We start from the raw sequence: 25,716 nt of genomic DNA on the forward strand, positions 1-25,716 counted from the left end.
CGACCTGTCGTGGATGGTCCAGGACATCGTGGCCAACGTGCCCAAGGCACGGCACGCCGTGGTGCTCTCGGCGGACGGCATGCCGCGCGGCTCCACGGACGGCCTGACCGCCAAGGACGTGGGTACCGTCTCGGCGGCCATGGCCGGGATGCAGTCCCTCAGCCGGGCCACCGCGCATTTCGCGGGCTCCTCGCAGACCCGCGAGTGGATCCAAACCGTCATCGAGTTCCAGCACGGCTGGGTGTTCCTGATCGGGGCGGGCCAGGGGGCCTATCTGGCCGCCGCCGCCGAGCCCGACGTCGACATGGAACAGCTGTCGTTCCGCATGAACCGGCTGGTGGCGCGGCTGGGCAACAACCTCACGGCCCCGCCGCGGGTGACCCCTGCCGACCAGGCCGGAGCCGGCGACGGCGGCCAGGCCGCGCAGCGCCAGGCGGGCAGGGCCGTCGCGGTGCTGGACCAGCTGGACAAGGTGGTGGCCTCGGTGCCGGGTGCGCTGCACGCGCTGCTGCTCGGCGCGGACGGTCTGCCCCGCGGTGCCAGCGCGGGGATCGACCGGGACCTCGCCGACACGATCTCGGCGGCCATGACGGGCATTCACGCCTACAGCAGGGCCACGGCACCGTTCGCGGGCGGGGCGCGGGACGACGAGTGGAGCCAGACGGTCATCGAGTTCCAGCACGGCTGGGTCTTCCTGATCGCGGCGGGCGAGGGTGCCTTCCTCGCGGCGGCCGCCGAACACGACTGTGACATCGAGGAGTTCACCGTCCGGCTGAGTGACGCGATGCCTCCGCAGGCCTCGTCTCGCGCCGGGTGGGGAGAAGGGGTCGGCGATGCATGAGGACCCGTCCGAGGAGCTGGAGCTGACGGCTCCGTTAGTCCCCTTCTTCGTCATGGCGAAGGGGCGGGTGCTGCCCCGGGAGAGCGAGTACGAGCACACCACGATGATCTCCGTCCGGGACGCGGCCGCCGCCACGGTGCGCACCCTGGCTCCGGAAGCACGTGTGGTGATGGACCTGCTCGCGAACGGATACCTGTCGGTCGCCGAGGTCGCCGCCCATACGCAGCTGCCCCTGGGCATCGTGCGCATCCTGCTGGCCCAGATGGCCGAGGACGGGCTGATCCATGTGCGCAATCCGGTGCCACATGCCGAGCGCCATGACCCCGCCCTGCTCACCGCCGTGCTCCATGGCCTGGAGCGAATACGAACCGGAGCGTAAGTCGCGTGTATCTGGATCCCAAGGTCTCCCGCTCCGTGAAGGTCCTGGTCGTGGGCCACTTCGCGGTGGGGAAGACCACCTACATCGGCAGCGTCTCCGAGATCGAGCCGCTCCAGACCGAGGAGGAGATCACCGAGGCCAGCGAGGGCTTCGACGATCTCTCCGAGACGCCGGACAAGACGACCACGACCGTCGCGATGGATTTCGGGCGTCTGACGCTGAGCGACGACCTGGTGCTCTACATCTTCGGAACACCGGGGCAGGAACGGTTCAAGCAGATGTGGGAGGGCCTGTCCCGGGGAGCGCTGGGAGCGCTCGTCCTGGTCGACCCGGAGCGGCTGGAGGAGACCTTCCCCATCCTCGACCTGGTCGAGGACTTCGGCCTGCCCTACGTCGTCGGGGTCAACACCTTCGACGGCCGGTCCCGCTTCCCGCTGTCCGAGGTGTGCGAGGCACTCGACCTCTCCGAGAACACGCCGGTCATCGACTGCGACGTCCGCGACCAGGACTCCTCGATGGAGGCCCTCATCACCCTCGTGAAGCACCTCTTGTCCTCACTCGGCTAGGAGCCACCACCATGCAACAGCCCCTCGAGACGACCGGCACGCCCGCCGGTCAGCCGGCGCCCGGCAACGTGCCGCTGTACGGCCCCGACTTCGGCTCCGACCCCGAGCGCACCTACGACCGGTTGCGCGCGTCGGGACACAGCGCCCCGGTCGACATCGCCCCGGGCGTCCAGGTCGAGCTGGTGACGAGCTACGACGCGAGCCTGTACATCCTGCAGAACCCGAACCTCTTCGTCCGTGACTCCCGCCGCTGGAACGCCCTCAACGAGGGGCGCGTCCCGGAGGACAGCCCGGCCCTGCCCATGATGGGCTACCGCCCCAACGCCCTGTTCAGCGACGGCGCCGCGCACGCCCGGCTGCGCCAGGCGGTCACCGACAGTCTCGCCACCGTCGACCAGGGCCGGCTCATCCGGCTGACCCAGCAGTCGGCCGACTACCTGATCAGCCGGTTCAGCTCGGAGCCGCTCGGGCAGGCCGAGTTGATGGCCGCGTACGCCCAGCCGCTGCCGCTGCTGATCTTCGGCGACCTGTTCGGCTGCCCCCCGGAGCTCGGTGACCGCGTCATCGCCGGGATCACCGGCATCTTCCAGGGCACCACCGGCGCCGACGAGATCCTGGCCGGGGCTCTCGGGGAACTGATCGCCCTGAAGCGCCGGCAGCCCGGCGAGGACCTCACCACGAAGCTGATGGTGCACTCCGCCCGGCTGAGCGACGAGGAGGTGCTGCACCAGCTCGTGACCCTGCTGTCGGGCGGCACCGCGCCCCTGGCGGCGGCGATCGGCACGAGCGTCGCCCTGTACCTCAGCGACGACTGGCCGACGGGCCTGCCGGCGGAGGACGCGGTCGTGAAGACCCTGTGGAACTACGCCCCGATCGCCAACTACGCCGGCCACTACCCCACACAGGACGTCGAGTTGGGCGACCGCACCCTGCGGGCGGGCGACCCCGTGCTGATCTCGTTCGCGGCGGCCAACAACGACCCCAAGCTGACCGCGCACCGTGAGCAGCTCAGCCCCAAGGCGCACCTGGCCTTCGGCGCCGGCCCGCACGCGTGCCCGGCCAAGGACCCGGCGTTCATGATCACCGCCACGGCCGTGGAGTCCCTGCTCAACCGGCTGCCCGACGTCGAGATGCGCGTCCCCTTCGACGAGCTCGCCTGGGTGCCGGCCCCGTGGAGCCGCACGCTGGTGACCGTCCCCATCCGGTACAGCCCCCGCACCGTGCCCCAGGCCGCCAACGCCCGTTTCAAGCAGCCCTCGGCGGCTCAAACGGCGTCTTCGTCCGTCGGCGTCCCCCAGCCGCACGCGGCCCACCGGCCGGCCCACGCCGCGCGCCCGAAGGGCGGGCTGTTCAGCCGTTTCCGGGCCTGGATGAATGGCGAGTGACGTAAGTAACCCTATGAGAATACGGTGTTACTGTATGGCTCAAGTGACGGTCGGGTACGGATAGCGGCTGGCAGAAAGGAGCCGCTATCGTGGGAAGTGTCACGACCCCGTCCACGGACCGTCGGGCCACCATCTCTCTGTTCTCCCGTCTCAGGACGGCCGACGGACAGGCCGACCCCTTCCCCTTCTACGAGGAGCTCAGGGCGCGCGGCGCGGTCAGTCCCGCGCCCTGGGGCGGTTTACTCGTCACCGGTTACGCCATGTGCGAGCAGATACTGCGCAGCGGCAACTGGCTCGAACCGGACACCCGATGGCGGGAGCAGCAAGGTGCGCGCACCCGCTGGAACGCCCCTTCGGCGCGGGAGATCAGCCGTACCCTGCCCGCGCTCAACCCACCCGAACACACCCGTGTGCGCCGGTCGGCGGGCACCTTCGACCGCGGCACCATCGACCGCATCGGCAGCCGGGTGACCCGCATCGTCGACCGGCTGCTGGGCAACCTGTACGAGCGAATACAGGCCGGGGAGGCCGACTTCGCGGCTCTGGTGAGCGAGGAGCTCCCCGTCGCCACGATAGGCGACTGGCTCGGGCTGCCCAGCGCCGACTGGGCACGCCTGCGGGAACTGACCCACGAGCAGGTCTTCACCCAGGAACTGCTGCCGAACGCCAGCCAGTTGGCGCGCTCCGACGCCGCCATGGCCGAACTGCGCGCGTATTTCCTCGATGTGGTGCGCGACCGGCGCAGACGTCCCGGCGACGACCCGGTGTCCCGCTGGACGGACACCTGGGACCAGCTCGAACCCGACCAGGACAAGGCTGACGAAGCGGTCTACTTCCTCGCCCTGTTCGTCCTGCTGGCGGCGCTGGAGACCACCTCGACGATGCTGTCGACGATGACACTGCGGCTGGTCGAGGACCCCGATCGCTGGACGCGTCTCACCCACCGGCCGGACCTCGTGCCCTCCTTCGTCGAGGAGTCGCTGCGCCACGACCCCCCGACCCACGTCATCAGCCGGGTCGCCGCCCAGGACACCGTCCTCGCGGGCATCGAGGTGGCGACCGGTGAGATGGTCCACCTCATGGTCGGGGCGGCCCACCGCGACCCCGAACGGTTCCCCGGACCCGACCTGTTCGACGTGCAGCGCAACCCTTCGCACCTGGCCTTCAGCTGGGGCATCCACTATTGCCTCGGGGCGCCCCTGGCCCGCCTGGAGGCACAGACCCTGCTCCGCCACACGATCACCCGTCTGCCGAGACTCACCCTGGTGCGCCGCCCCGCGTACGCACCGCGGGTGGCGTTCAGGCGCCTGCTGAATCTGGATGTAGCACTGGCATGAACCCGCCTCACACCCCCACCGGCGTCTCCGCCGCCGCCCCCGAGCCGGCGGCCCCGCTGAGAACGCCCCTCGCCCCCGCTCCACTGGCCCTCACCCGGACCGGCGCCGTCCTCCACGTCCAGCTCAACCCCGACGCACAGGACGACGTCCTGGGCACGGCGGTCCTGGACGCTCTCCTCGCCGTCCTCGACGGACTGCACGACCAGCCCGACGTCGGCGTTCTGGTGCTCTCCTCCCGGGGCGGCGACTTCTGCCTGGGTGCCGACCGGCGGGAGTACCGGGACAGCCTGGCCGCCGACCCCGGCGGGACCGCGCTGCGGCGGATGGCGGACAAGGCACAGCGCCTGTGCCAGGCCCTGGAGAACACCCACGCCGTCACCGTCGCCCGGCTCCACGGCAAGGTCGTCGGCGCGGGACTCGCCCTCGCCGCCTACTGTGACCTGCGCGCGGGCGCTGACACCTGTCAGTTCCGGATGCCCGAACTCGGCCTCGGGCTCGCACCGGCCTGGGGCGGCGCCATGGGCCGCCTGATCGCGGAGGCGGGTGCGGCCCGTGTACGCGAACTGATGCTCACGTGCGAGACGTTCGACGCCCACACCGCTCACCGTCTGGGCCTCCTGCACAAGGTCGCTCCCCTCGACTCCCTGGACGACACGGTCACCGCCTGGACCAGGCCCCTGGCCCGGCGCTCACCGCAGGCCCTCGTCCTGACCAAGCGCATGCTGGCCGGCTACTCGAAGGCCGCCCGCACCGCCGACCCGGCCCTGCTGGACTCCCACCTGCTGGCCGCCCAACTGGCCCAGCCCCGCTGACCCGCGCCCAGCACACCCGGCCCTTCTCGTACGCACCGGCGGACATCCGCCGTACGAGGGGGCCGCCGCTGTTTCCGGCGCGGTCCCCGTCGCCCACGACCGGGCGATCCGCGCCCGCCGGGGAGCACGCCGTGCGGCCGGATGGAGCAAGTCCGTCGAGCAGACCGGCACGGTCCCGGCCGATGCTGAGGATGCCCCTGACCGCCGAGTCTCCCAGGACCCCCATGCCACTCGTGCCCGTTCCCCGACCGGGGACACCTGCCCGTTCCGGTGCCGGATTCCGCTCCCGCCGCCACCGTCTGTTCCTCGTCACCTTGCTCGGCGCGTCCTTCCTCGGCGGTCTGCTGCTCGCCCCGACGGCGGGCGCCGCCGCCGGTTCCGGCGGCTCCGGCGGCACGGGCGAGCGTGCCCTGCAGCGGCAGCTCGAGGAGCTGGTGACGACGCCCGGAGGACCACCGGGTGTGATCGTCGTGTTGCGACGGGACGGCGCCCCGCGCATCCTGCGCGCCGGTGTCGCCGACCTGGAGACCGGCCGCCCGATCGAGCCCACCGACCACATGCGGATCGCGAGCACCGCGAAGGCGTTCAGCGGAGCGGTGGCGCTGCGTCTCGTGGCGGACGGTGCGCTCCGGCTCGACAGCACCGTCGGCCACGTCCTCCCCCGGCTGCCGCGTGCCTGGCGGTCGGTCACCCTGCGGCAACTGCTGAACCACACCAGCGGACTGCCCGACTACACCGAGGACCCCGAGTTCGCGGACCTGCTGGTGTCGGACCCGCGTCGCACCTTCGACCCCCGACGGCTGCTGGACTTCGTGGCGGACGAGCCGCTGCGCTTCCGCCCCGGCACCCGGTACCGGTACTCCAACTCCGACAACATCGCCGTGGCGCTGATGGCGGAGGCCGTGACCCGCACGCCGTACGAGGAGCTGCTGAAGGAGATCGTCTACCGGCCGCTCGGCCTGCGCGACACCAGCCTGCCCATGGGCTACGAGATGCCCGAGCCCTACATGCACGGTTACGCCGTGGAGCCGCCCGAGCCGCCGGAGGACGTCAGCGAGGTGATCAGCGCGTCCGGCGTGTGGGCCTCCGGCGGCATCGTCTCGACCCCGCGGGACATGACGCGCTTCGTCCGCGCCTACGCCGCCGGACGCCTGACGTCACCGGAGGTGCTGCGCGAGCAGCGCCGCTGGGTCGAGGGGGCTTCGGAGCCGGCCGGACCCGGCCGCAACGAGGCCGGACTCGCCGTCTTCCGCTACGAGACCCGCTGCGGGGTCGTCCTGGGTCACACGGGGAACTTCCCCGGCTACACCCAGCTGATCGCCGCGACCCCGGACGGCCGCAAGTCCCTCACGTTCTCCCTGACCACCCAGGTGAACAAGACGCTCGCCCCGGAACTCCTGGAGCAGTTGCGCACGGTCCAGGAGAACGCGGTCTGCGCACTGCTGGGCGGACGCCGCGACTGACCGGACACTCCGCTTCGGACGGGACCGCCGCCCCCGGTCGCGAGGGCGCTCCCGTGCCGTGACCGGCACGCCTCGACATCACCCGATCGGGCCCCTTGGCGGACGAGTCCCCTGGGGAGCCTGGCTGTGCACCGCGGGCCGAACGCCGGCCCGGGCAAGCAGCGAGGAGCATGATGAGCGAGTCACGTGCGGTTCGGGAACGCGTCCTCACCGTGGGGGTGGCCGTCGCCCGTTCGGGCCGCCTTGCGTCCCTGGGCGACCCTCTGGACTTCGCACTCGACCACCTGGCGCCGAAGCTGGCCGGACGGGGACCTGCCGGGTACACGATCCGGCTGGCGAGCCGGGACACCCGCTCGTGCGCCGAAGGCGCCCGCCAGGCGGTCGAGGAGCTGATCCGGGAGGAGGACGCCTCGATCGTCGTCACCCTCGCCGGGACCGAGGTGCTGCCCGCCGTCGCCGACGCCTGTGAGGCGGCCGGGGTCCCGTGCCTGTCGAGCACGTTCCCTTGGCAGGTGTACTACTACGGGCGCGGCGCCGAGGGCGACCGGCCGTTCGACTGGACGTACCACTTCTGCTGGGGCCTGGACGACATCGCGGAGACCTTCGCCGATCTCTGGGAGCGCCTGGACGGCCCCGGCTCGCAGCAGCCGGTCGGCTGCCTGTGGAACGACGGGCCGCAGGGCATGTGGTCGCGCCACCCGCAGCATGGCTTCGCCCCGGCGGCCCTGGCCCGGGGGCACCGGCTGGTGGAGCCGGAGCCGTACCGGGAACCGGCCACCTCCCTCGACGCCCACGTCAAGGCGTTCAAGGACGCCGGGGTCGACGTGGTCACGAGCGCGGCCACCGGCCGCGACCTCGCCCTCTTCCGGGCCCGGGCCGCCGAGGAGGACCTGCGGCCGCGTCTGATCACCTGCTCCCGCTGGCTGGCCTACCCGCCGTCCGTCACCCGGAGCGGGGAACTGCCCGCCCAGGCAGGGGTGGGGACCCTGGCGTACTGGACACCGGCCCACCCCTACCGGTCGTCGATCGACGGCACGACCGCGGCGGAACTCGCCGACGCCTACGAGCAGTCGACGGGCCGCCAGTCCCTGCAGCCGCTCGGTCTGGCCTACGCCCTGTTCGAAGTCGCCTGCCACGCGCTGACCACGGCGGACGACCCCACCGACCGGCGCTCCGTCGCCGCCGCGTTGGGCGCGACGCGACTGCACACCATGGCGGGCCTGCTCGACTGGACCGGCGGCCCCGTGCCGAACGTCGCCACCGTCGCCCTGGCGGGGGGCCAGTGGCAGCCGGGCATCCGCCACGACTACGAACTCGCCATCGTGACACCGGGCCGGATCGAGGGCTTGTCCGTCACCGGCGACCTCGTCACCACCTGACCGGCGCCGTCGGCGGCACGGCCCCGCGGCAGCCGGCCGCGGTCAGCCGGTCGGTGCCGGGATCCTGCGCCGGGCGATCAGCCGCCTGGTGCACTCCGGTCCGCTCGAACGGCGAACCGAACCGGGCGCTCCGGCCGCTCGACGGCACACCGCCGTCCTCGCCTTCCTCTCACAGCCGCCCGACGAGGCCGGCCGGCACGCCCGTGCGACCCGAGCCAGGACCGTTCCGCCCGACCGGTGGCCCGGCGGTGAGCATCCCCCGGCGCAGGCGGGACCGGCCGAGGGGCTCGGTGTGGAGGGGTTCGGCTCAGGTCAGGGTGCTTTCCTCGACGTTCTCCATGCGTCCGTACAGCACCTGCTCGTTGACCTCGAGTTCGTTGATCAGCCGCAGGCAGGTCCTGATGCCGCTGCCCACGAGCTCGTCGGCGGTCTCGCCGTACTCGACCTGGTAGACGGTGTTGGCCGCGCGGTCGTCGTCGGCCGTCCCGTGCGGGTCGCGCCACGTGCCGTGCGCACCGATCTCGGTCGCCGCCTGGAGGACACGGGCCACCGTGTGCCCCTTCGCCCGCGGTACGGTCAGCGTCAGCAACTCCCGCTCCACGCGCTGCAGGTGCACCCCGACCTCCTCGGTGCCGAACAGGAGCGCGTAGAGCACGTCCTTGGCCCGCTGCAGCAGACGCCCGCCGTCCGCGGAACGGTGGGCGGGGCCGATCGGCGGCCCGCCCTTCGACGGCGGTTCGAGCAGCAGGCCCCGGCCGGTGAGTTCATCGCGCGTCAGGTCACGGTGGTCGTCGACCCAACGGCGCAGTGCCGCGTGGTCGAGGTTCAGCGCGCGTACTCGTACCAGCCGCGCCGACCTCTCGGTTTCCGTCTCCTGCGGGACGGTCACCTGGCGGCCGTCCCGCGGCGCGGGCAGCGCCGGGGGCAGGGCCGCGTCGAGGAGTTGCTCGATCAGCCAGTCACGAGACCGGTCGGCCAGAGCGTGCCGCACGCGGTTCCGCAACTCCTCCCCCAGTTCGTGCCGCACCCTGTTCACGATGGCGTTGATGTCGTCCGTGTCGGTCATGCCATCGGACGGTAGGGACAGTGGGGCCCGGTGGCGGCCGACCTCGTGTTCCGCCAGCCCAAAGAGTGACGGAGCCCTCCGCCGCGGGCGGCTGCTCGGCCCTCGGTCAGCTCGGGACCGCCGGGATCGTCGCGGTGACGGTCGGCAGGCCGTCACGGAGGGCGCGGCAGCGGCGTCGGGAACATGTACATCCGGACAGCCCCGACTCACCGTTACGCAAGGGCGACAAACTGATAGGCACGGCAAAGGGCTATTGAACCGAACGATAGAAATTCGCCGCCGAACCGTGACACAGCATGAGCCGTTCAGTTGTGCCCATGCATCAATCACCCTCGACGATGCATCCGGTCACAGATCACGGAGAAGCTATGTTGAACGCCACGGTGTGGACGTTTGTCGTGAGTGCATCTCTCTGCACTATCGGTTCCGTATTCCTGTCCGACCCTCACCGGCGACTGCACCACACCGACGCGGCAGAACTGCGCCGCCGCCGGCTGCTCGTCGAGGTGCTGCGCAACAACATGCGCGCGCAGCGCTGCGCGCCGCCGTCGCCCCGGGCCGCCGACGAAGCCAAGGAGCCGGCGGCGAGCGCTCCCTGTCCCCGACGACCTGCGACTACTCCCTGACAGGGGCATCACGTCCGCTTCGGGACAGCACCTGACCGGGCTGCCGCACGAAAGCCGGCAGCCGGTCACGATCATCGTCACACCGTACGTATCACCGATGGCGTCACCCGTTCCCCGCAGCACCCACCACCCGGCTCGGACGTTATGGTGCATATGACGGCGGCAGCGACGAGACATCCGAAGCCGATTGCTTGAATACTCGATCACATTCCACTGACTTTCGCACGGCAACAACCTCCGTCGGATTCTCAGCGAGCCACGGGACCGGCAGATCTCCGTCGCCCAATTCCTCGCCACCGCTTTCAGGGAGGCCTGATGGTGCAATTCCGGCGGCAGGCGATCACACGGGCGTGAGCCGGAAGGTCTGAGCAGGGCCGTGCGTGCACGTCCACTGCTGCAGGCGGGCGCCGTCAGCCGTGGACAGATCCGTGACGTCGAGGCACCTTCCGCTGTGCCGGGCGGTGAACTCCCAGGTCCCGTCGCCCCGGCTCACCGGACGCCACTGCTGATTCGCGGCGCCGCCGTAGGCCCAGAGCTGGACCTTGACGCCGTCCCCGGTCGCACCGCTGCCCCCGGTGACGTCCCAGACGGCGGTCGTGGCGTTGCGGCTCACCACGCGCACGTGGCCGTCCGTGGTGGGCTGGAACTGCCACTGCTGGTTCGGGTTGCCGCTCGAGCACGTCCACTGCTGCACGGCCGTGCCGTTGCCGGTGCCACCGCCGGTGGCGTCCAGGCACTTGCCGCTGTTGACGTTGACGACCTGGTACCAGCGGGAGGGGTCGATGCTCCCGGCCGGAGGCGGAGTCGTGCCGTCCGGCTCCCAGACGAACGTGGCGACGGCCCCGGCGGGGAGCGTGTAGGAGAGCGACTTCCCACCGTCCGTGAGGGAGAACGTCTGGGCGGAGGACGCCGAGTTGACCACGTACGCGGCGCGCGAGCCGTCCGGGTTCTCGAACGTCACGTTCCGCACGCCGCCCGCGCCCTGGCTGGTCGAGCCGATGCGCACGGCGCCCGGTTCGACGAACTTGGACAGGTGCCCCAGGACGTAGTACTCGGCCATGCGCGTGACCGTGCCGCCGTTGATCTCGACGACGCCGTTGCAGCGGTTCGTGCAGTGGCCCTGGTGCGGCCCGCCGTTCTGATCGAGCGCGAGGTTCCAGTTGATCACCGTCTCGCCGCCGGTGCGCATGTTGGTCACGACGAGATTGTCGGCATGCCAGCGCAGGGTGTCGGCGAACGTCTGGGACGGGTTCGTCGAGTCCGTCCCGGAACACTCGGTGAAGAAGACCCGCTTGCCCGCCTGACGGATCTGGGACTGGCTGTTCGGGTCGCCGCCGTAACAGTGGAAGGCGGCCCCGATGACCCTGCTGATCCCGGTGGTGTTGGCGAACACCGTCAAGGGGTACTGCGGATGGTCCCAGTTGTGGTCGTAGGCGAGCAGGTTGGTCGGCAGTCCGGCCGCGGTCAGCGTCCGGTCCAGCACGCGGATGAAGTCGGCCTGCTGCGTGGCGGTCATCGACATGGAGGGGTAACTGGTGGCGAACTCCGGCTCGTTCTGCACCGTGAGGTCGGTGAGGGTGATGCCCTGCTGCGCGTACGCCCGTATCGCGCGGACCAGGTAGTCGGCGTAGTCCTGGTACCGCTCGGGAAGCAGACTGCCGCCGTTGAGGGAACCGCCGCTCTTCATCCAGGCCGGCGGTGACCAGGGGCTGCCCATGAAGCGGATCCCGGGGTTGACCGCGAGGGCCTGGCGCAGGACCGGGATGATCTCCTGCTGGTCCCGGCCGATGCCGAATTGGCCCCGGGTGTCCTCGTAGGTGTAGAACGGCCCGGCGTTGAAGTCGGTGCTTCCCAGGGGCTGGCGCAGGTAGTTCAGGCCGATGCCGTCCCCCTGGGTGGAGAACAGGGACGTCATCAACGCGGTGCGCTGGGCAGCGGGGAGCTGCTGGATCAGGTGGGCCGACGCCTCCGTGACCGATGCGCCGGCGCCGGTGAAGCGCTGCTCACGCTGGGCCGCGTCGACGCGGATGTCGATGGCCCGGGGGGCGGAGTCGAACGCCACGCTGCCGCCGGACGAGAGTTTGCGGGTGCCGTCCGGGGTGGTCACCCACACCTGGGCGACGGACGGTGCGGACTGAGCGGTCCCGGCCAGACCGACCTCCAGACCGGCGGCCGTCAGGACCAGGGCCCCGAGCAGAAGGGCGGCCCTGCGTAGGCCCGGTCGCTTCGCCGTGGTCGACGACGTCTGCGATGTCCTCATACGCGTCACTCCTCAAGTCCGTCGGCTGCCATGGGAGTTGCTGCCACTCCAAGCACTCAGGTCTTAGTTCAAGGTGTGATGGAACTGCCTGCACGGCCAGTCGGTCAAGGTCTGTACCGGAGAAACTGGAAGGGAGCGCTCCCAGTTTCCCGACGCCGGGGCACCGTCCCTGGTGGGGGCCGTGGTGCACGGCCGTCTGCGCATGCCGGTGACGGCCGCGGTGCGAGGTCGGTTCGCGGTACGCCGCCTCTTCCTGGCCGTGGCCCGGACGCGCATGCCGCCGGCTGTCCGCTGTCCGGCCCGGGGGCGGCGTCGTTCAGAGGGCCCCGCGGCGGCGTTGCGGGGTGAAGGCGTACAGGTCCAGGATCTCCGGGCGCGGAGCCACGCCGGGGCCGCCCGCCCGTACCCAGTCCGCGATGTCCTGCGTGGCGGCCGGGTCGTTGACCAGGCCGAGCCATACCGGGCGGGCCCCGGCCGCCCGACCCGCCGAGGAGGGCTGCACGACGATGACGTTGGCCTGATCGCACACGTCCAGGCAGTCGGACACCCGCACGGGCGCCTCGGCGCGCAGGCGTGCGGTCTGTTCCGCGTGGTCGACGCCGGTCACCTTCGGGCTCCCGCAGCAGCAGTCCCGGCACACGACGATCCGGCACGGTGCGGAGCCGGCGCGCTGCGCGGTCGCCCCGCTGCCGGGTTCTTCGATGTCCGTTGCTTCGGGCATGCCGAACCACCTCTCTCCGGGGAGATCCGCCCCGGTGTTCTTCGAGGAGGCGACGACGTGAGTCTCCTGGCTTCCGGGTCGCAGCTCGTCCCGGCCTTCCCACCCCCTCCCGGGGGCAGTGGCCTGCACGGGATCCGCTCGCCGATCACAGTGGCGGGACCGCGCCGGATTCACACCGGCTTCCTCGGACCGTCGTCGCCCTGTCGCCGCTCATCATCGCATCAGCCCGCACGCCGCAGAGGGCGCCCTTTTGATCCGTGCTCCGCGGACCGTAGGATCACCGGGTCATCACCGCGACGGGAAACAGGAAGCCGGTGCGAATCCGGCACGGTCCCGCCACTGTGACCGGGGAGTGCACCCTTCGACACGCCACTGCGCGCCGCGCGGGAAGGCCGAGGGAGAGCGTCGATCCGGGAGTCAGGACACTGGCCTGTCGCGGGCCCGATCCGAGGAGCGCGGACTCCCCAGGAGGCTCTACGTGTTCGACGGCATGTCCCGTCCCCCGCTGTTCACCCCTGCCCGCAGGTCCCACGCCCTGCGCGCCGCGGCAGTCGCGCTCGCCCTGTCGGCGGTCCTGTCGACCGCCGGCTGCGGAGCTTCGCAGAAGACCGGGCAGGACGCCGCCGCCGCGGGCTCACCGGCCGGTTTCCCCGTCACCGTCGACAACTGCGGCGTGCGGACGACCTACGAGAAGCCGCCCTCCCGCGTCGTCACGATCCACCAGCACCCGGCGGAACTCATGCTCTCCCTCGGTCTGAAGGACCGTGTGGTGGGCACCGCCTTCCCCGACTCGGCCGTGCTGCCCCGACTGCGGAAGGACTACGAGTCGATCCCCGAACTGGCCGAGAAGGAACCCTCGTTCGAGACGGTCCTGGAGGCCGAACCGGATTTCGTCTACGGCGGGTACGGCAGTGCGTTCGCCGAGAACGAGGGCCGGTCCCGCACGGCGTTCGCCGACTCCGGCATCGACACCCACCTGAACCGCGAGTACTGCGGCGAGAAGAGGGTGACGATGCAGGACACCTATGCGGAAGTCCGCACTCTCGGCCGGATCTTCGGCGTCTCCGGCCGCGCGGACGAGCTGGTGTCCGATCTGCGGGCGCGGGTCGCCAGGGCCGCCTCCACGGTCGAGGGCGAGCCCAAGGTGTCCGTGTTCGTGTACGACAGCGGCGACAAGGCGGCCTTCACCGCCGGTGGCAAGAGCCTGGGAACGGAGCTGATCCGGCTGGCCGGCGGCAGGAACGTCTTCGCTGACCTCGACGACGTCTTCGGCGACGTCTCCTGGGAGCAGGTCGTCGAGCGGAAGCCCGACGTCATCGCCATCTACGACTATGCGGGTGCGGGGAGCATCGAGCAGAAGAAGGAGTTCCTGCTGTCGCAACCGGCTCTCCGGGACGTTCCCGCGGTCCGGAACAAGCGGTTCGTCGTGCTGCCGCTGACGGCCACCCTCGTCGGCGTGCGGTCCGCCTACGCGGTCGAGGACCTGGCCCGGGGTCTTCACCCCGAGAGCTTCGAGTGACCTCCCCGGTCACCGACGCCGGCGCCGGGCACGCCGCACCCCGACGGCCACAGCGCGACGGGCGCACGGGCCGGCCCCGTCTCGCCGTCACGCTCGTCGTCCTGGCCGCCACGCTGGTCGTGTCGGTCACGGCGGGACTGGCCGTCGGGTCCGTGCACGTGCCCCCGGGCCAGGTGTGGGGCATCGTCACGCACGCGCTGGGCGCCGAATGGGCCGCGCCGGACTGGTCGCGTGCGAGGGAGACCATCGTGCTGGACGTACGAGCGCCCCGCGTGCTGCTCGGGGCGGTGGCCGGCGCCGGACTCGCGGTGGTGGGCACGGCCATGCAGGCTCTGATCCGCAACCCGCTCGCGGAGCCGTACCTGCTCGGTGTCTCCTCCGGGGCGTCCCTGGGTGCCGTGGTGGTGATCGTGTTCGGTGTGACGCTGTTCGGCCCGGTGTCGCTGGCGGCCGCCGCGTTCGCCGGCGCACTCGGCGCGCTGCTGCTCGTCTACGCCACCGCCCGCACCGGTGGCCGGATCACCTCGTCACGGCTGGTGATGTCCGGCGTGGCCGTCGCCGCGGTGCTCAGCGCCGTGCTGAACCTGCTGCTGCTCACCACCGACCGGGGCAACGAGGCCCGCGCGGTCCTCGCCTGGACGCTCGGCGGTCTGGGCGGCGTCAGCTGGGGGACGCTGTGGCTGCCCGGCCTCGCCCTGCTGCTGGGTGTCACCGTGCTCCTGGTCCAGGCGCGGAACCTGAACCTCCTGCTGGCCGGGGAGGAGGCGGCCGTGACCATGGGGCTGGACGTGGCCCGGTTCCGGGCCCGGATGTTCGTGCTGCTCTCCCTCGTCACCGGCGTGCTCGTCGCGGCCTGCGGGCCGATCGGCTTCGTCGGCCTGATGCTGCCGCACGTGGTCCGTCTCGTCGTGGGCGGCGACCACCGTCGCGTCCTGCCCACGGCGGCCCTGGGCGGAGCGGTCTTCCTCGTGTGGGCGGACATCGCCGCCCGCACCGTCGCCGCGCCCATGGAGATACCCGTCGGCGTGCTGACGGCACTGTGCGGCGGCCCGTTCTTCCTGTGGCTGATGCGCCGGGACGCCCGGCGGGCCACGCGGCAGGGAGCGGCCGCGTGACCGCCAGCGAACTCACACTCGACGGCGTCACCCTCAGCGCCGGGGCCCACCGCCTCGTTGCGGACGTCTCCCTGCGGGCCCGCCCCGGTGAGGTCGTCGGCCTGGTCGGGCCGAACGGCAGCGGCAAGTCCAGTCTGCTGCGGGCGGTCTACCGCGTGCTGCGCCCGGAGACCGGTCGCATCCTGGCCGACGGCAGGGACGTCTGGTCCCTGCCTGTGCGCCAAGTGGCGCGGGCCGTGGCGGCGGTCGTGCAGGAATCGGGGGCGGACCTCGATCTCACGGTGCGCGAGGTCGTGGCGATGGGGCGTACGCCGCACAAGCGGTTGCTCGACGGGGACACCCCCGCGGACGCCGGTCTGATCGAGTCGGCGCTCGTCGCCGTGGACGCGGCCGGCCTGGCCGACCGCCCGTTCGACCGGCTGTCCGGCGGCGAACGCCAGCGGGTGCTCATCGCCCGCGCTCTGGCGCAGCAGCCGTCGCTGCTGGTCCTGGACGAGCCGACCAACCACCTCGACATCCGCCACCAGCTGGAAGTCCTCGGGACGTTGCGGCGGCTGCCCGCGACCGTCCTCGTCGCCCTGCACGACCTCAACCTGGCGGCGTACTACTGCGACCGCCTCTACGTCCTGCACGCCGGCGAGGTCACGGCCTCCGGCCCGCCGTCCGAGGTGCTCACCCCGCGGCTGCTGGCCGAGGTCTACGGGGTGTCGAGCGAGGTCACCGTCCATCCACGAACCGGAGCGCCTCATGTGACGTTCCTCCCCGGCCCGGACGGCACGTAGGACCCGGACCTCATGGACCCGGCGTGGGCGATGAGGGCATCTTCGAGGCCGGGCACGCCGACCATCCCGAGGTGGAGGCCGTGCTCGGCTTCACACCGACCCATGCCGTCAATGTCCGGGGGCTGCGGGTGGCCCGGGCCGCCGGCTTTGTCAGCCGGTGCAGGCGGGGCTCACCGTCTGTCCGCCAGTTCCTTGAGCGCGATGTTGAGTTCCAGGACGTTGACGCGCGGTTCGCCCATGAAGCCGAGGGTGCGGGCCTGGGTGTGTTCGCGCACCAGTTCCTTCACCTGCGCCACCGGCAGGTCGTTGCGCTGGGCGACCCGGTGGACCTGGAGTCCGGCGTACGCCGGGGAGATGTCCGGGTCGAGGCCGGAGCCGGAGGAGGTGACGGCGTCGGCGGGGACCTGTGAGGGCCGGACGGTGTAGCCCGGCACCGAGTTGTCCTGGACGACCTCGGCCTTGGCCTGCTCCACCTGCGCGACGAGTTCCTCGTTGTCGGCCGCCAGGTTCGTGGCACCGGAGAGAATCAGCCGGTACCGCGTGTTGAGCGAGTTCTCGCCCAGGCCGTTCGCCGGGCGCGGCTGGAAGTAGTCGAGACTGTAGCCCTGTTGCCCGATGAGCGAGGAGCCCACCACCCTGCCGTCCGCCCTGATCTCGGACCCGTTCGCCTGGTGGTGGAACAGCCCTTGGGCCGTGCCCGTGACGACCAGCGGGTAGACGACGCCGGTGACCAGGGTGAGCACGAGCAGGGCGCGCAGGCCCGCTCCCAGCAACCGGACGGTGTTCACGACGGAGTTGTTCATGGCGATCAGCCGATTCCGGGGAAGAGGGAGAGGACCAGGTCGATGACCTTGATGCCGGCGAAGGGAGCGACCAGCCCGCCGATGCCGTAGACCGTGAGGTTGCGGCGGAGCATCCGGTCGGCGCTCATCGGCCGGTACCGCACTCCCCTGAGGGACAGCGGCACCAGCGCGACGATGATCAGCGCGTTGAAGACGACGGCGGACAGGATCGCGGAGTCGGGCGAGGACAGCTGCATGATGTTGAGCTTGTCGAGGCCCGGGTGGACCGAGGCGAACAGCGCGGGGATGATCGCGAAGTACTTGGCGACGTCGTTGGCTATGGAGAACGTCGTCAACGCACCTCGTGTGATGAGGAGTTGCTTGCCGATCTCGACGATCTCGATGAGTTTGGTCGGGTCGGAGTCGAGGTCGACCATGTTGCCGGCCTCCTTCGCTGCCGACGTGCCCGAGTTCATCGCGACGCCGACGTCCGCCTGAGCCAGTGCGGGGGCGTCGTTGGTGCCGTCACCGGTCATCGCGACCAGCTTGCCGCCCGCCTGCTCGCGCTTGATGAGAGCCATCTTGTCCTCGGGGGTGGCCTCCGCGAGGAAGTCGTCGACCCCCGCCTCCGCCGCGATCGCCTTCGCCGTCAGGGGGTTGTCGCCCGTGATCATGACGGTCCTGATGCCCATGCGCCGCAGTTCGGCGAACCGTTCGCCCATGCCGTTCTTCACGACGTCCTTGAGGTGGATGACGCCGAGCACCCGGGCACCGTCGGCGTCCTCGACCGCGACCAGCAGCGGGGTGCCACCGGCCTGGGCGATCCGGTCGGCGATCCCGGCGGCGTCCCGGGCTATCGTCCCGCCCCGCTGCCGGACCCAGGCGACGACCGAGGCCGTCGCGCCCTTGCGGACCCTGCGGCCGTCCGCGTCGACGCCCGACATGCGGGTCTGGGCCGTGAACGGGATCCATTCGGCGCCGGTGAGTTCCCGCTCGCGCAGGCCGTGCCGCTCCTTGGCCAGGACGACCACGGAGCGGCCCTCCGGAGTCTCGTCGGACAGTGACGACAACTGGGCGGCTTCGGCGAGTTCGGCCTCGCTGACACCGTCCACCGGCTCGAAGGCCGCGGCTCGGCGGTTGCCGAGGGTGATGGTGCCCGTCTTGTCCAGCAGCAGCGTGGAGACGTCGCCGGCCGCCTCCACCGCGCGGCCGGACATGGCCAGCACGTTGCGCTGGACCAGGCGGTCCATGCCGGCGATGCCGATGGCGGAGAGCAGCGCGCCGATCGTGGTGGGGATCAGGCAGACCAGCAGGGCCACCAGCACGACCAGGCTCAGGTGGGTGCCGGCGCGGGCCGCGAAGAACGGCAGGGTGGCGCAGGCCAGCAGGAAGACGATCGTCAGCGAGGCGAGCAGGATGTTCAGGGCGATCTCGTTGGGCGTCCTCTGCCGTGCCGCGCCCTCGACCAGGCCGATCATCCGGTCGATGAAGGTCTCCCCCGGCCTGGTCGTGATGCGGACGACGATCCGGTCGGACAGCACCTTCGTACCGCCGGTGACGGCCGAACGGTCGCCGCCCGACTCGCGGATGACCGGGGCGGACTCGCCCGTGACGGCCGACTCGTCGACGGAGGCCACGCCCTCGATCACGTCCCCGTCGCCTGGGATGACGTCCCCGGCCTCGCAGACGACCAGGTCGCCGATCCGCAGGTCGGTTCCGGGCACGACGCTGCCGTCCGGCTTGCGGGCGACGCTGTCGGTCCTGGCCCTGCGCAGGGTGTCGGCCTGCGCCTTGCCGCGGCCTTCGGCGACGGCCTCGGCCAGGTTGGCGAAGACCACGGTCAGCCACAGCCACGCGCTGATGGTCCAGCCGAACCAGTCGCCCGGGTCGGTGACGGAGAAGACCGTGGTCAGCACGGACCCGATCCACACGACGAACATGACGGGCGACTTGACCATCACGCGCGGGTCGAGCTTGCGGAAGGCGTCCGGCAGCGACGTGATGAGCTGTCCGGGTGTGAAGTGGCCCGCTCGGACGCGGCCTTGCGGGGACGTGTGCCCCGTCGGTGTGTCCGGGTGGGGCGCGAGAGTGGGAGTGGACATGCAGTCCTCGTGGGGTTCGGTGCGGGTGGTCACGACGCCAGTCCCTCCGCGAGCGGGCCCAGGGCGAGGGCCGGGAAGTACGTCAGACCGGTGATGATCAGGACCGCGCCCACCAGCAGGCCGGTGAACAACGGCTTGTCGGTGCGCAGGGTCCCGGCGGTCACCGGGACCGGTTGCTGGGCCGCCAGGGAGCCGGCCAGGGCGAGCACGAAGACCATGGGCAGGAAGCGGCCCAGCAGCATGGCCAGTCCGGTCGTGGTGTTGAACCAGTCGGTGTTCGCGTTCAGCCCGGCGAAGGCCGAGCCGTTGTTGTTCGCGGCGGAGGTGAAGGCGTACAGCACTTCCGAGAAGCCGTGCGCGCCCGGGTTCAGCATCGAGTGGGGTGGCGTCGGCAGGGCCAGGGAGGCGGCCGTGAACACGAGCACCAGGGACGGGGTGATCAGGATGTAGCAGGCGGCGAGCTTCATTTCCCGCGCGCCGATCTTCTTGCCCAGGTACTCGGGTGTGCGGCCGACCATGAGGCCGGCGATGAACACCGCGATGACCGCCAGGACGAGCATGCCGTAGAGGCCGGAACCCGTGCCACCGGGCGCGATCTCACCCAGCATCATGCCGAGCATCGTGAGGCCGCCGCCGAGGCCGGTGAAGGAGGAGTGGAAGGAGTCCACCGCACCGGTCGAGGTCAGGGTGGTCGACACCGCGAAGATCGACGAGGAGCCGACGCCGAAGCGGACCTCCTTGCCCTCCAGAGCACCTCCCGCGGCCTGGAGGGCGGGACCGTGGTGGGTGAACTCGCTCCACATCATCAGCGCGACGAAGCCCAGCCAGATGGTGGTCATCGTGGCGAGGATCGCGTATCCCTGGCGCACCGATCCGGTCATGACGCCGAACGTGCGGGTCATCGAGAAGGGGATCACCAGGATGAGGAAGATCTCGAAGAGGTTGGTGAAGGGCGTCGGATTCTCGAAGGGGTGGGCGGAGTTGGCGTTGAAGTAGCCACCGCCGTTGGTGCCCAGCTCCTTGATCGCCTCCTGGGAGGCGACGGCACCGCCGTTCCACTGCTGGGGGCCGCCCGTGAACTGGCCGACCTCGTGGATGCCGGAGAAGTTCTGGAGCGCACCGCACGCCACCAATACCACGGCCGCGACCGCGGCGGCCGGCACCAGGATCCGTACGGTGCCGCGCACCAGGTCGGCCCAGAAGTTGCCGAGTTCGCCGGCGCGGACGGAGGTTCTCGCGTCGGAGGGGAGCCGGTGGTGGCGGGGGGCGAAGCCCCGCACGAGGGCCACCGCCACGGCCATGCCGACGGCGGCGGACAGGAAGTTCTGCACGGCGAGGCCGGCCGTCTGCACGACGTGCCCCATGGTCTGCTCGCCGTAGTACGACTGCCAGTTGGTGTTCGTCACGAACGACACGGCCGTGTTGAACGACTGGGCCGGGCCGACGGAGGCGAAGCCGAGCGAGCCGGGCAGCAGGCCCTGCAGACGCTGGAGCAGGTACAGGAAGAGGACCCCGACGACCGAGAAGGCGAGGACACCGCGCAGGTAGGCCGGCCACCGCATCCCGGTGTCCGGGTCGACGCCGACGCTCTTGTAGATCCACCTCTCCACCCGCAGGTGCCGGGTCGAGGAGTAGACCCGGGCCATGTAGGTGCCGGCGGGGACGTGCACGAGCGCCAGTGCCGCCACGAGGGCCAGCAGCTGGAGGACGCCGGCGAGGACGGGACTCATCTAGAACCTCTCCGGGAAGATCAGGGCGAGGACGAGATAGCCCAGCAGGGCGACGGCCACGACCAGGCCGACGATGTTCTCGGCGGTCACAGCCTGGTCACCCCCTTGGCGACGAGGGCCACCAGCGCGAATCCCGCGAGCACGGCGACGACGAAGGCCAGATCGGCCATCGCGAACTCCTGAGTGAAGGTCGACGGAAACGGACCGGATCAGGAAAACGCCTCGATGGCCGGATCGGAGCGGTCGTTGACGCCTCCCATACGGCGCGGGGCCCGGCCTTGACGCCGTCTTGACGACCCGGGTGACCAGCACGGTGACCAGGGCGGACGATGCCGTGGCAGCTCCGGCGACCGGAGCCGCCCCGCGATGGGTATCTTGACATAGGTTTTTGCTCATAGGTACTGTGCGCGGGTGACCGGAACCAGTGGGGCTCGCACGAGCCAGGGCCTCGACCAGGTGGCCGCGGGCCTCGTGGCGTGCCTGCCCGCGCTGAACCGGCACCTCGAGAGGAGCATCGACGGGCGGCTGCCCTTCCCCAGGCTCCCCGAGCGGCAGCTTCACCTGCTCCGGTACGTCGCCGAGCACGAGGACGTCACCGTCCAGCGGGCGGCCGCCGCGCTGCGGATGATGCCCAACAACGTCAGCGCCCTGGTCACCCGCCTCACCGAGGCGGGACTGCTCGAACGGCGCCAGGACGGCACCGACAGGCGCGTGGCGCATCTGCGCGTCACCCCGCTGGCCCGGCGGCGCATCGACGAGGTGCACAAGACCGCGGCGGCGCAGCTCGCGTCCGCCCTGCGCACCCTCACCGACGGGGATCTCGACGCCCTCGGTTCGGCGCTCGGCGCGCTCGGGGCCCTCACCCGGCACCTGCGCGAACACTCCGCCTGACCGGTCCTCCGGCTCGCCGTTCGCCTCCCGCCCTCGCCGCGGACACGGCCGGGTGGGGGCGAGGCTGCGCCGCGCCACCGGTGCACGGCCTTCCCCCGCACATCCACGCGCCTGCGCGGCGCCACTCGTTCCGAGGACATCTCACCCGTGCCAGTCACCGCTGTCTCCGCAGCGCCCACCTCCGCGTCCGCCCCACAGCCCCGGGGTGTCCGGGCCAATCCCTGGTTCACCCTGGTCGCCGTGGCGTTCGGCCTGTTCATGGTCGGACTCGACGGATCCGTCGTCTCGATCGCCAACGCCGAGATCGCCCGCGATCTGAACGCCACCACCGCCGAACTCCAGTGGGTCACCAACTCCTACCTGCTCGCCCTCGCCGCGACCCTCATCCTCGGCGGAAAGCTCGGTGACCGCTTCGGGCGCCGCACGCTCTACCTCGTCGGCGTCGTGGGTTTCACCGCCGCGTCCGTGGCGATCGGCCTCGCCGGCTCGATCGAGGGCGTCATCGCCTTCCGCGCCGTACAGGGCGTCTTCGGCGCGATGCTCATGCCCAACACCCTCGCGCTGCTGCGCGCCGTGTTCCCGCCCGCGAAGTTCGGTATGGCGGTCGGCATCTGGGCGATGATCTCGTCCGTCTCCACCGCGCTCGGCCCGATCGTCGGCGGACTGCTCGTCGAGCACGTGAACTGGGAGTCGGTCTTCTACATCAACGCCCCCATCGGCGTGATCGCCCTGGTGTTCAGTCTGCTCGTCCTGCCGCAGTCCAGGAACGAGGCGGCCGCCGGCGAGAGGTTCGACGTGCCCGGTGTGGTCCTGCTGGCCTGCGGACTGCTCGCGGTCGTCTTCGGCGTCGTCAAGGGCGAGACGTGGGGATGGACCTCGCCCGGCACGCTCGGTGCGATCGCCGGGGGCGCCGTCGTCCTCGGCCTCTTCGGCCGGCACGAGACGCGCGTCGCACACCCGCTGCTGCCGATGCGCCTGTTCCGCAGTCCGGCCCTGACCGTCGGTACCGTCGTCACCGCGCTGAACTTCTTCGTCCTGCTCGGTGTCATCTTCTTCGTGATGCTGTACCTGCAGAACGTACGCGGCTTCACCCCCGTCGAGGCCGGGATACGCACCCTTCCGCTGAGCCTGGCGTCCATGCTGGCCTCCCCGCTCGGCGCGAAGCTCACCGAGCGGTTCGGGCCGCGCGTCACCATGCCGTCGGGGATGGTGCTGCAGGCCGGTGCCGCCTTCTCGATGCTGGCGTGGAGCGCCGACTCGTCGTACCACACCATGTGGCCGCCGTTCGTCGCGCTGGGCCTCGGCGTCGGCATGGTGATGTCGGCGTCGTCCGACGCGATCGTCGGCAACGCCCCGGTCCGGGACGGTGGCGTGGCAGGTGGCCTGCAGGCCACGTCGCTGCAGGTGGGCGGCGCACTCGGTACGTCGGTGCTCGTCTCGCTCATCAGCAGCCGCGTCGGCGCCACCCTCACCGGCTCGCTCACCGGCGCGGGCGTCCCGCCCGCCGTCGCCGGCCGTCTGCGAGAGGCCGGGGACGCGGTCGCCATGGGCGTCGCCCCGGTCTCCGGCGCCATGCCGCCATCGCTCAGGGCCGCCGTGACGCACGGCAGTCACACCGCCTTCATGAACGGCGTCCACACCGCGGTACTCGTCACGGGCATCCTCGCCCTGGCCGGCGCCGCCCTGGCCGCGCTCGGCCTGCGCGGCCGAAAGGACGGCTGACCGGCCCCCCGGGCGCGCCCGGCCGCGGGTGCGGCGGGTGCTGGAGCGGCTGACTCGTCCTGCCGAAAGCGCACCACGCAGTGAACGCACAGCCACCGTGCCTCCTCTTGCAGGGCGAAACCTGCCAACCGAGAGGAACGTGCTGTGCGTTCACGTACGCGTATACGTCCGCGCCCGTACAGGGCCGGGTCCGTCGTGCTGGCCCTCGCCGCCGCGGGATCCGTGCTGGCCGGTCCGGCCGGCGGCTCCGCGTTCGCTGCCGAGGCCGGCGGACGGGCCGACCTGCGGGCGGACGTCGACCGCGACGGAAGGGCCGACGTCACCGGAAGCAGCGACACCCGGGGAGAGGACAGCTGGTCCGTCGGGCGGGGAGCCGTGTATCTGCCCAACATCGACGACGACTCCAAGCGGTGCCGGGTCAGCGGGCCGGGCGGTGAACCGCTGAGCGACGCCCGGTTGGCCGCGTGCAACGACGGCACCGACACCGAGGTCAACGGCAGCGAGGACGCCGCCGACCTCGCCCGGGTCCGGTCCGTGCCGATGCCCGGCCTCGCCTCCGGCGCCAGAGGCACTCTGAAGATCACTTCGGGTGCCCGGCACACCCATCTCTTCCTCAAGCGGTCCGGCACGTGGGTGCCGGTCACGTCCGCGACCAGGCTGACGGCCGCGGAGCTGCGCTCCGGTGCGGAGCTCGGCGTCGAGGCCACCGACGTCGTCCGGGACGAGGCGAAGTGGGACGGCCGGGCGGTCGTGCGGCTGACGGTGACGTCCGGGCGGAGATCCACCTCCGACGCCGTGACCCTGCGCGTCGCACCGCTGCTGACGCAGCATCACCTTCAGGACACCCGGCAGGTGATGGTCTCCGAGGTGCAGGGCGACGGACCGGACAGCCGGCTCCAGCGCCGGTTCGTCGCCGCGCTGGACAAGGAGGTGAAAAGGGCCGGTGTCACGACTCCGCTGATCAGGTTCGAGAAGTACGCCGACCGCTGGGCACAGGACTTCGTGGAACCGGCGTACGTCAGCATGACCGGGCCGGGCGGCGGGCGGCAGGCGATGCGTGTGATGCTGCGCTCGGCACAGCCCCACCGGGACGCGGGCCGGGAACTGTTCGAGAGGCTGCGCGGCCGGGACATCGGCGTGGTGCAGGTGACCGACCGGGCGGAGCCCGTGGACTGGTCGCTCGACTCCATGGGAAACCTGGAGACCGTCCCGCCCTACTCGCACGGCGGGCGCACCTTCCCGGCCGGGCGGATCATCATGGGCGAGCGCAAGGACGTCGGGGCCCGCCCGTCGAAGGTGATGCGGACGATGCTGGCGTCGCAGGGCATGCAGGACCCGCTGCTGCTGGACACGTCGTGGCTGGGCGTCGGGCACGTCGACGAGTTCGTGCAGTTCCTGCCCGCCGACACCCCGCGCGGCTGGCGTGTCGGGGTCGCCGACCCGAAGGCGGGACTGCGGCTGCTGCGCGATGCCGAACGGGACGGCCACGGAGGGACGAAGATGTTCTCCGTCCCGGGCCGCAGCGGCAGCCCCGCACCCAGGGAGACCATCAGCCAGGCGCTCGCGTCCCGTCACCTGGCGGCCGACAACGAGATGGCGGCCCGGCGCATCGCGGCGAACCTGGAGGTCCTCAGGCGTGAGACGGGGGTCACCGACGCGGAGATCGTGCGCGTGCCCGCGCTGTACACCCGTGACTCGGAGGCCGTGACCGCCGACGGCCGGGAGATTCCCGTTCCCCGGCTCACCCGCATGGGGGCCGGATCCGACCTGGTGAACGGTCTCGGGGAGCACGGCCAGCAGAAGTGGCTGGCCGAGAACCCGCCGGCCGCGCGGGCGGCCGCCGCGGCCACGGTCAGGACCAGCGCGTACGTCCCCGGCGCGGTCAACGGCGTGCTGCTGGCGCGCGACCGCTACCTCGCACCGCGCCAGTGGGGGCCCGTCATCGGCGGCAAGGACGTCTTCACGGAGGCCGTCACCGCCGTCTACCGGCGGGCCGGCCTGAAGGTGTCGTACATCGACGACTGGTACACGTACCACCTCGGGATGGGTGAGGTGCACTGCGGCACCAACACCCTGCGCGACATGTCCGCCGCGTGGTGGCTGCGTCCCGGTTCACCCGACGGAGCGTAGGCAGCGGCCGGTCGCCGCCGGCGACGGCCCCCGGCGGACCACCGGCGCCGCTCGACCGCGGGCCCGGCGCCCGTCGCCCTCGGGAGGCATTTCGTTCCGTTTGCCGGA

At 71.3% G+C, this 25,716-nt stretch carries 22 protein-coding genes and 2 riboswitches; of the genes, 15 read left to right on the forward strand and 7 right to left on the reverse strand.

The features are described from left to right. The first annotated feature begins 13 nt into the window (after positions 1–13). From Q5694_RS13210 to Q5694_RS13245, 8 genes are all read left to right on the forward strand, one after another. Positions 14–841 (forward strand): roadblock/LC7 domain-containing protein, encoded by an 828-nt coding sequence (locus Q5694_RS13210; RefSeq protein ID WP_333933289.1) that lies wholly within the window; start codon positions 14–16, stop codon positions 839–841. Further along, positions 834–1,220: a DUF742 domain-containing protein gene (locus Q5694_RS13215; protein WP_333933033.1), complete on the forward strand. Its 387-nt coding sequence runs from the start codon at positions 834–836 to the stop codon at positions 1,218–1,220. The genes Q5694_RS13210 and Q5694_RS13215 overlap by 8 nt, the downstream gene beginning before the upstream one ends. A gap of 5 nt (positions 1,221–1,225) precedes the next feature. Then, positions 1,226–1,786 carry a GTP-binding protein gene (locus Q5694_RS13220; RefSeq protein WP_333933034.1) on the forward strand — a complete coding sequence of 187 codons (561 nt, stop codon included), beginning with the start codon at positions 1,226–1,228 and terminating at the stop codon, positions 1,784–1,786. A gap of 11 nt (positions 1,787–1,797) precedes the next feature. Beyond that, on the forward strand, positions 1,798–3,171 hold the full coding sequence (locus tag Q5694_RS13225; RefSeq protein WP_333933035.1) for a cytochrome P450: 1,374 nt from the start codon (positions 1,798–1,800) through the stop codon (positions 3,169–3,171). 89 nt (positions 3,172–3,260) lie between these two features. Continuing rightward, entirely contained in the window at positions 3,261–4,508 is a 1,248-nt protein-coding gene (locus Q5694_RS13230) for a cytochrome P450 (protein ID WP_333933036.1), read from the forward strand. Continuing rightward, positions 4,505–5,320: an enoyl-CoA hydratase/isomerase family protein gene (locus Q5694_RS13235; protein WP_333933037.1), complete on the forward strand. Its 816-nt coding sequence runs from the start codon at positions 4,505–4,507 to the stop codon at positions 5,318–5,320. The genes Q5694_RS13230 and Q5694_RS13235 overlap by 4 nt, the downstream gene beginning before the upstream one ends. Positions 5,321–5,544: 224 nt before the next feature. After that, positions 5,545–6,783: a serine hydrolase domain-containing protein gene (locus tag Q5694_RS13240; RefSeq protein WP_333933038.1), complete on the forward strand. Its 1,239-nt coding sequence runs from the start codon at positions 5,545–5,547 to the stop codon at positions 6,781–6,783. A gap of 173 nt (positions 6,784–6,956) precedes the next feature. Continuing rightward, positions 6,957–8,162, forward strand: coding sequence for an ABC transporter substrate-binding protein (locus tag Q5694_RS13245; RefSeq protein WP_333933039.1), 1,206 nt, complete (start codon positions 6,957–6,959; stop codon positions 8,160–8,162). Between the two features lie 307 nt (positions 8,163–8,469). On the opposite strand, the gene Q5694_RS13250 is transcribed toward Q5694_RS13245, so the two are convergent. Further along, on the reverse strand, positions 8,470–9,228 hold the full coding sequence (locus Q5694_RS13250) for a hypothetical protein (protein WP_333933040.1): 759 nt from the start codon (positions 9,226–9,228) through the stop codon (positions 8,470–8,472). Between the two features lie 368 nt (positions 9,229–9,596). On the opposite strand from Q5694_RS13250, the gene Q5694_RS13255 reads away from it, so the two are divergent. Further along, a complete protein-coding gene (locus tag Q5694_RS13255) occupies positions 9,597–9,854 on the forward strand; it encodes a hypothetical protein (protein ID WP_333933042.1) in 258 nt (85 codons plus the stop codon). 340 nt (positions 9,855–10,194) lie between these two features. Here Q5694_RS13255 and Q5694_RS13260 read toward each other — a convergent pair whose 3' ends face one another. Together Q5694_RS13260 and Q5694_RS13265 are read right to left on the reverse strand one after the other, a co-directional pair. Beyond that, positions 10,195–12,114 carry an RICIN domain-containing protein gene (locus Q5694_RS13260; RefSeq protein ID WP_333933043.1) on the reverse strand — a complete coding sequence of 640 codons (1,920 nt, stop codon included), beginning with the start codon at positions 12,112–12,114 and terminating at the stop codon, positions 10,195–10,197. A gap of 316 nt (positions 12,115–12,430) precedes the next feature. Continuing rightward, positions 12,431–12,835, reverse strand: coding sequence for a (2Fe-2S) ferredoxin domain-containing protein (locus Q5694_RS13265; RefSeq protein WP_333933044.1), 405 nt, complete (start codon positions 12,833–12,835; stop codon positions 12,431–12,433). 59 nt (positions 12,836–12,894) lie between these two features. Then, positions 12,895–13,021: riboswitch (cobalamin riboswitch) on the reverse strand. Between the two features lie 95 nt (positions 13,022–13,116). Further along, positions 13,117–13,268: riboswitch (cobalamin riboswitch) on the forward strand. A 45-nt stretch (positions 13,269–13,313) separates the two neighbouring features. On the opposite strand from Q5694_RS13265, the gene Q5694_RS13270 reads away from it, so the two are divergent. The 3 genes from Q5694_RS13270 to Q5694_RS13280 are packed head-to-tail and all read left to right on the forward strand — an operon-like array spanning position 13,314 to position 16,251. Continuing rightward, positions 13,314–14,354 carry an ABC transporter substrate-binding protein gene (locus Q5694_RS13270; RefSeq protein ID WP_333933045.1) on the forward strand — a complete coding sequence of 347 codons (1,041 nt, stop codon included), beginning with the start codon at positions 13,314–13,316 and terminating at the stop codon, positions 14,352–14,354. Then, complete coding sequence (locus tag Q5694_RS13275) at positions 14,351–15,469, forward strand: FecCD family ABC transporter permease (protein ID WP_333933046.1); 1,119 nt, start codon at positions 14,351–14,353, stop codon at positions 15,467–15,469. The genes Q5694_RS13270 and Q5694_RS13275 overlap by 4 nt, the downstream gene beginning before the upstream one ends. Next, positions 15,466–16,251, forward strand: coding sequence for an ABC transporter ATP-binding protein (locus Q5694_RS13280; protein ID WP_333933047.1), 786 nt, complete (start codon positions 15,466–15,468; stop codon positions 16,249–16,251). Before Q5694_RS13275 ends, Q5694_RS13280 begins: the two co-directional genes overlap by 4 nt. A gap of 170 nt (positions 16,252–16,421) precedes the next feature. Here the strand turns inward: Q5694_RS13280 and Q5694_RS13285 are convergent, their stop codons facing one another. Genes Q5694_RS13285 through kdpF form a run of 4 tightly spaced genes read right to left on the reverse strand, consistent with a single transcriptional unit; the run spans position 16,422 to position 20,955 of the window. Next, a complete protein-coding gene (locus Q5694_RS13285; RefSeq protein WP_333933048.1) occupies positions 16,422–17,054 on the reverse strand; it encodes a potassium-transporting ATPase subunit C in 633 nt (210 codons plus the stop codon). A gap of 5 nt (positions 17,055–17,059) precedes the next feature. Continuing rightward, entirely contained in the window at positions 17,060–19,135 is a 2,076-nt protein-coding gene (gene kdpB, locus Q5694_RS13290) for a potassium-transporting ATPase subunit KdpB (RefSeq protein ID WP_333933290.1), read from the reverse strand. Between the two features lie 29 nt (positions 19,136–19,164). Beyond that, positions 19,165–20,865, reverse strand: coding sequence for a potassium-transporting ATPase subunit KdpA (gene kdpA, locus Q5694_RS13295; RefSeq protein WP_333933049.1), 1,701 nt, complete (start codon positions 20,863–20,865; stop codon positions 19,165–19,167). Further along, the gene (gene kdpF, locus Q5694_RS13300) at positions 20,866–20,955 is read right to left on the reverse strand and encodes a K(+)-transporting ATPase subunit F (RefSeq protein WP_016434100.1); all 90 of its coding nucleotides are present in this window, start codon (positions 20,953–20,955) and stop codon (positions 20,866–20,868) included. Positions 20,956–21,276: 321 nt separating this feature from the next. Here kdpF and Q5694_RS13305 point away from each other — a divergent pair, with 321 nt between their 5' ends. The 3 genes from Q5694_RS13305 to Q5694_RS13315 all read left to right on the forward strand — a co-directional run bounded on the left by Q5694_RS13305 (position 21,277) and on the right by Q5694_RS13315 (position 25,608). Further along, complete coding sequence (locus tag Q5694_RS13305) at positions 21,277–21,756, forward strand: MarR family winged helix-turn-helix transcriptional regulator (protein WP_333933055.1); 480 nt, start codon at positions 21,277–21,279, stop codon at positions 21,754–21,756. A gap of 147 nt (positions 21,757–21,903) precedes the next feature. Further along, a complete protein-coding gene (locus Q5694_RS13310) occupies positions 21,904–23,478 on the forward strand; it encodes a DHA2 family efflux MFS transporter permease subunit (protein ID WP_333933056.1) in 1,575 nt (524 codons plus the stop codon). Positions 23,479–23,622: 144 nt separating this feature from the next. Then, positions 23,623–25,608, forward strand: coding sequence for a protein-arginine deiminase domain-containing protein (locus Q5694_RS13315; protein WP_333933057.1), 1,986 nt, complete (start codon positions 23,623–23,625; stop codon positions 25,606–25,608). The last annotated feature ends 108 nt before the right edge of the window (positions 25,609–25,716 follow it).

Origin of the sequence: Streptomyces sp. AHA2 (assembly GCF_036857595.1) — a bacterium.
In the GTDB taxonomy this organism is placed as follows: Bacteria; Actinomycetota; Actinomycetes; order Streptomycetales; family Streptomycetaceae; genus Streptomyces.

Coding starts and splice junctions, on each gene's coding strand:
- Q5694_RS13285 (WP_333933048.1), bottom strand. CDS start 17,054: ATGAACAACTCCGTCGTGAACACCGTCCGGTTGCTGGGAGCGGGCCTG.
- kdpB (WP_333933290.1), bottom strand. CDS start 19,135: ATGTCCACTCCCACTCTCGCGCCCCACCCGGACACACCGACGGGGCAC.
- Q5694_RS13235 (WP_333933037.1), top strand. CDS start 4,505: ATGAACCCGCCTCACACCCCCACCGGCGTCTCCGCCGCCGCCCCCGAG.
- kdpA (WP_333933049.1), bottom strand. CDS start 20,865: ATGAGTCCCGTCCTCGCCGGCGTCCTCCAGCTGCTGGCCCTCGTGGCG.
- Q5694_RS13240 (WP_333933038.1), top strand. CDS start 5,545: ATGCCACTCGTGCCCGTTCCCCGACCGGGGACACCTGCCCGTTCCGGT.
- Q5694_RS13260 (WP_333933043.1), bottom strand. CDS start 12,114: ATGAGGACATCGCAGACGTCGTCGACCACGGCGAAGCGACCGGGCCTA.
- Q5694_RS13210 (WP_333933289.1), top strand. CDS start 14: ATGGTCCAGGACATCGTGGCCAACGTGCCCAAGGCACGGCACGCCGTG.
- Q5694_RS13225 (WP_333933035.1), top strand. CDS start 1,798: ATGCAACAGCCCCTCGAGACGACCGGCACGCCCGCCGGTCAGCCGGCG.
- Q5694_RS13245 (WP_333933039.1), top strand. CDS start 6,957: ATGAGCGAGTCACGTGCGGTTCGGGAACGCGTCCTCACCGTGGGGGTG.
- Q5694_RS13250 (WP_333933040.1), bottom strand. CDS start 9,228: ATGACCGACACGGACGACATCAACGCCATCGTGAACAGGGTGCGGCAC.
- Q5694_RS13265 (WP_333933044.1), bottom strand. CDS start 12,835: ATGCCCGAAGCAACGGACATCGAAGAACCCGGCAGCGGGGCGACCGCG.
- Q5694_RS13215 (WP_333933033.1), top strand. CDS start 834: ATGCATGAGGACCCGTCCGAGGAGCTGGAGCTGACGGCTCCGTTAGTC.
- Q5694_RS13255 (WP_333933042.1), top strand. CDS start 9,597: ATGTTGAACGCCACGGTGTGGACGTTTGTCGTGAGTGCATCTCTCTGC.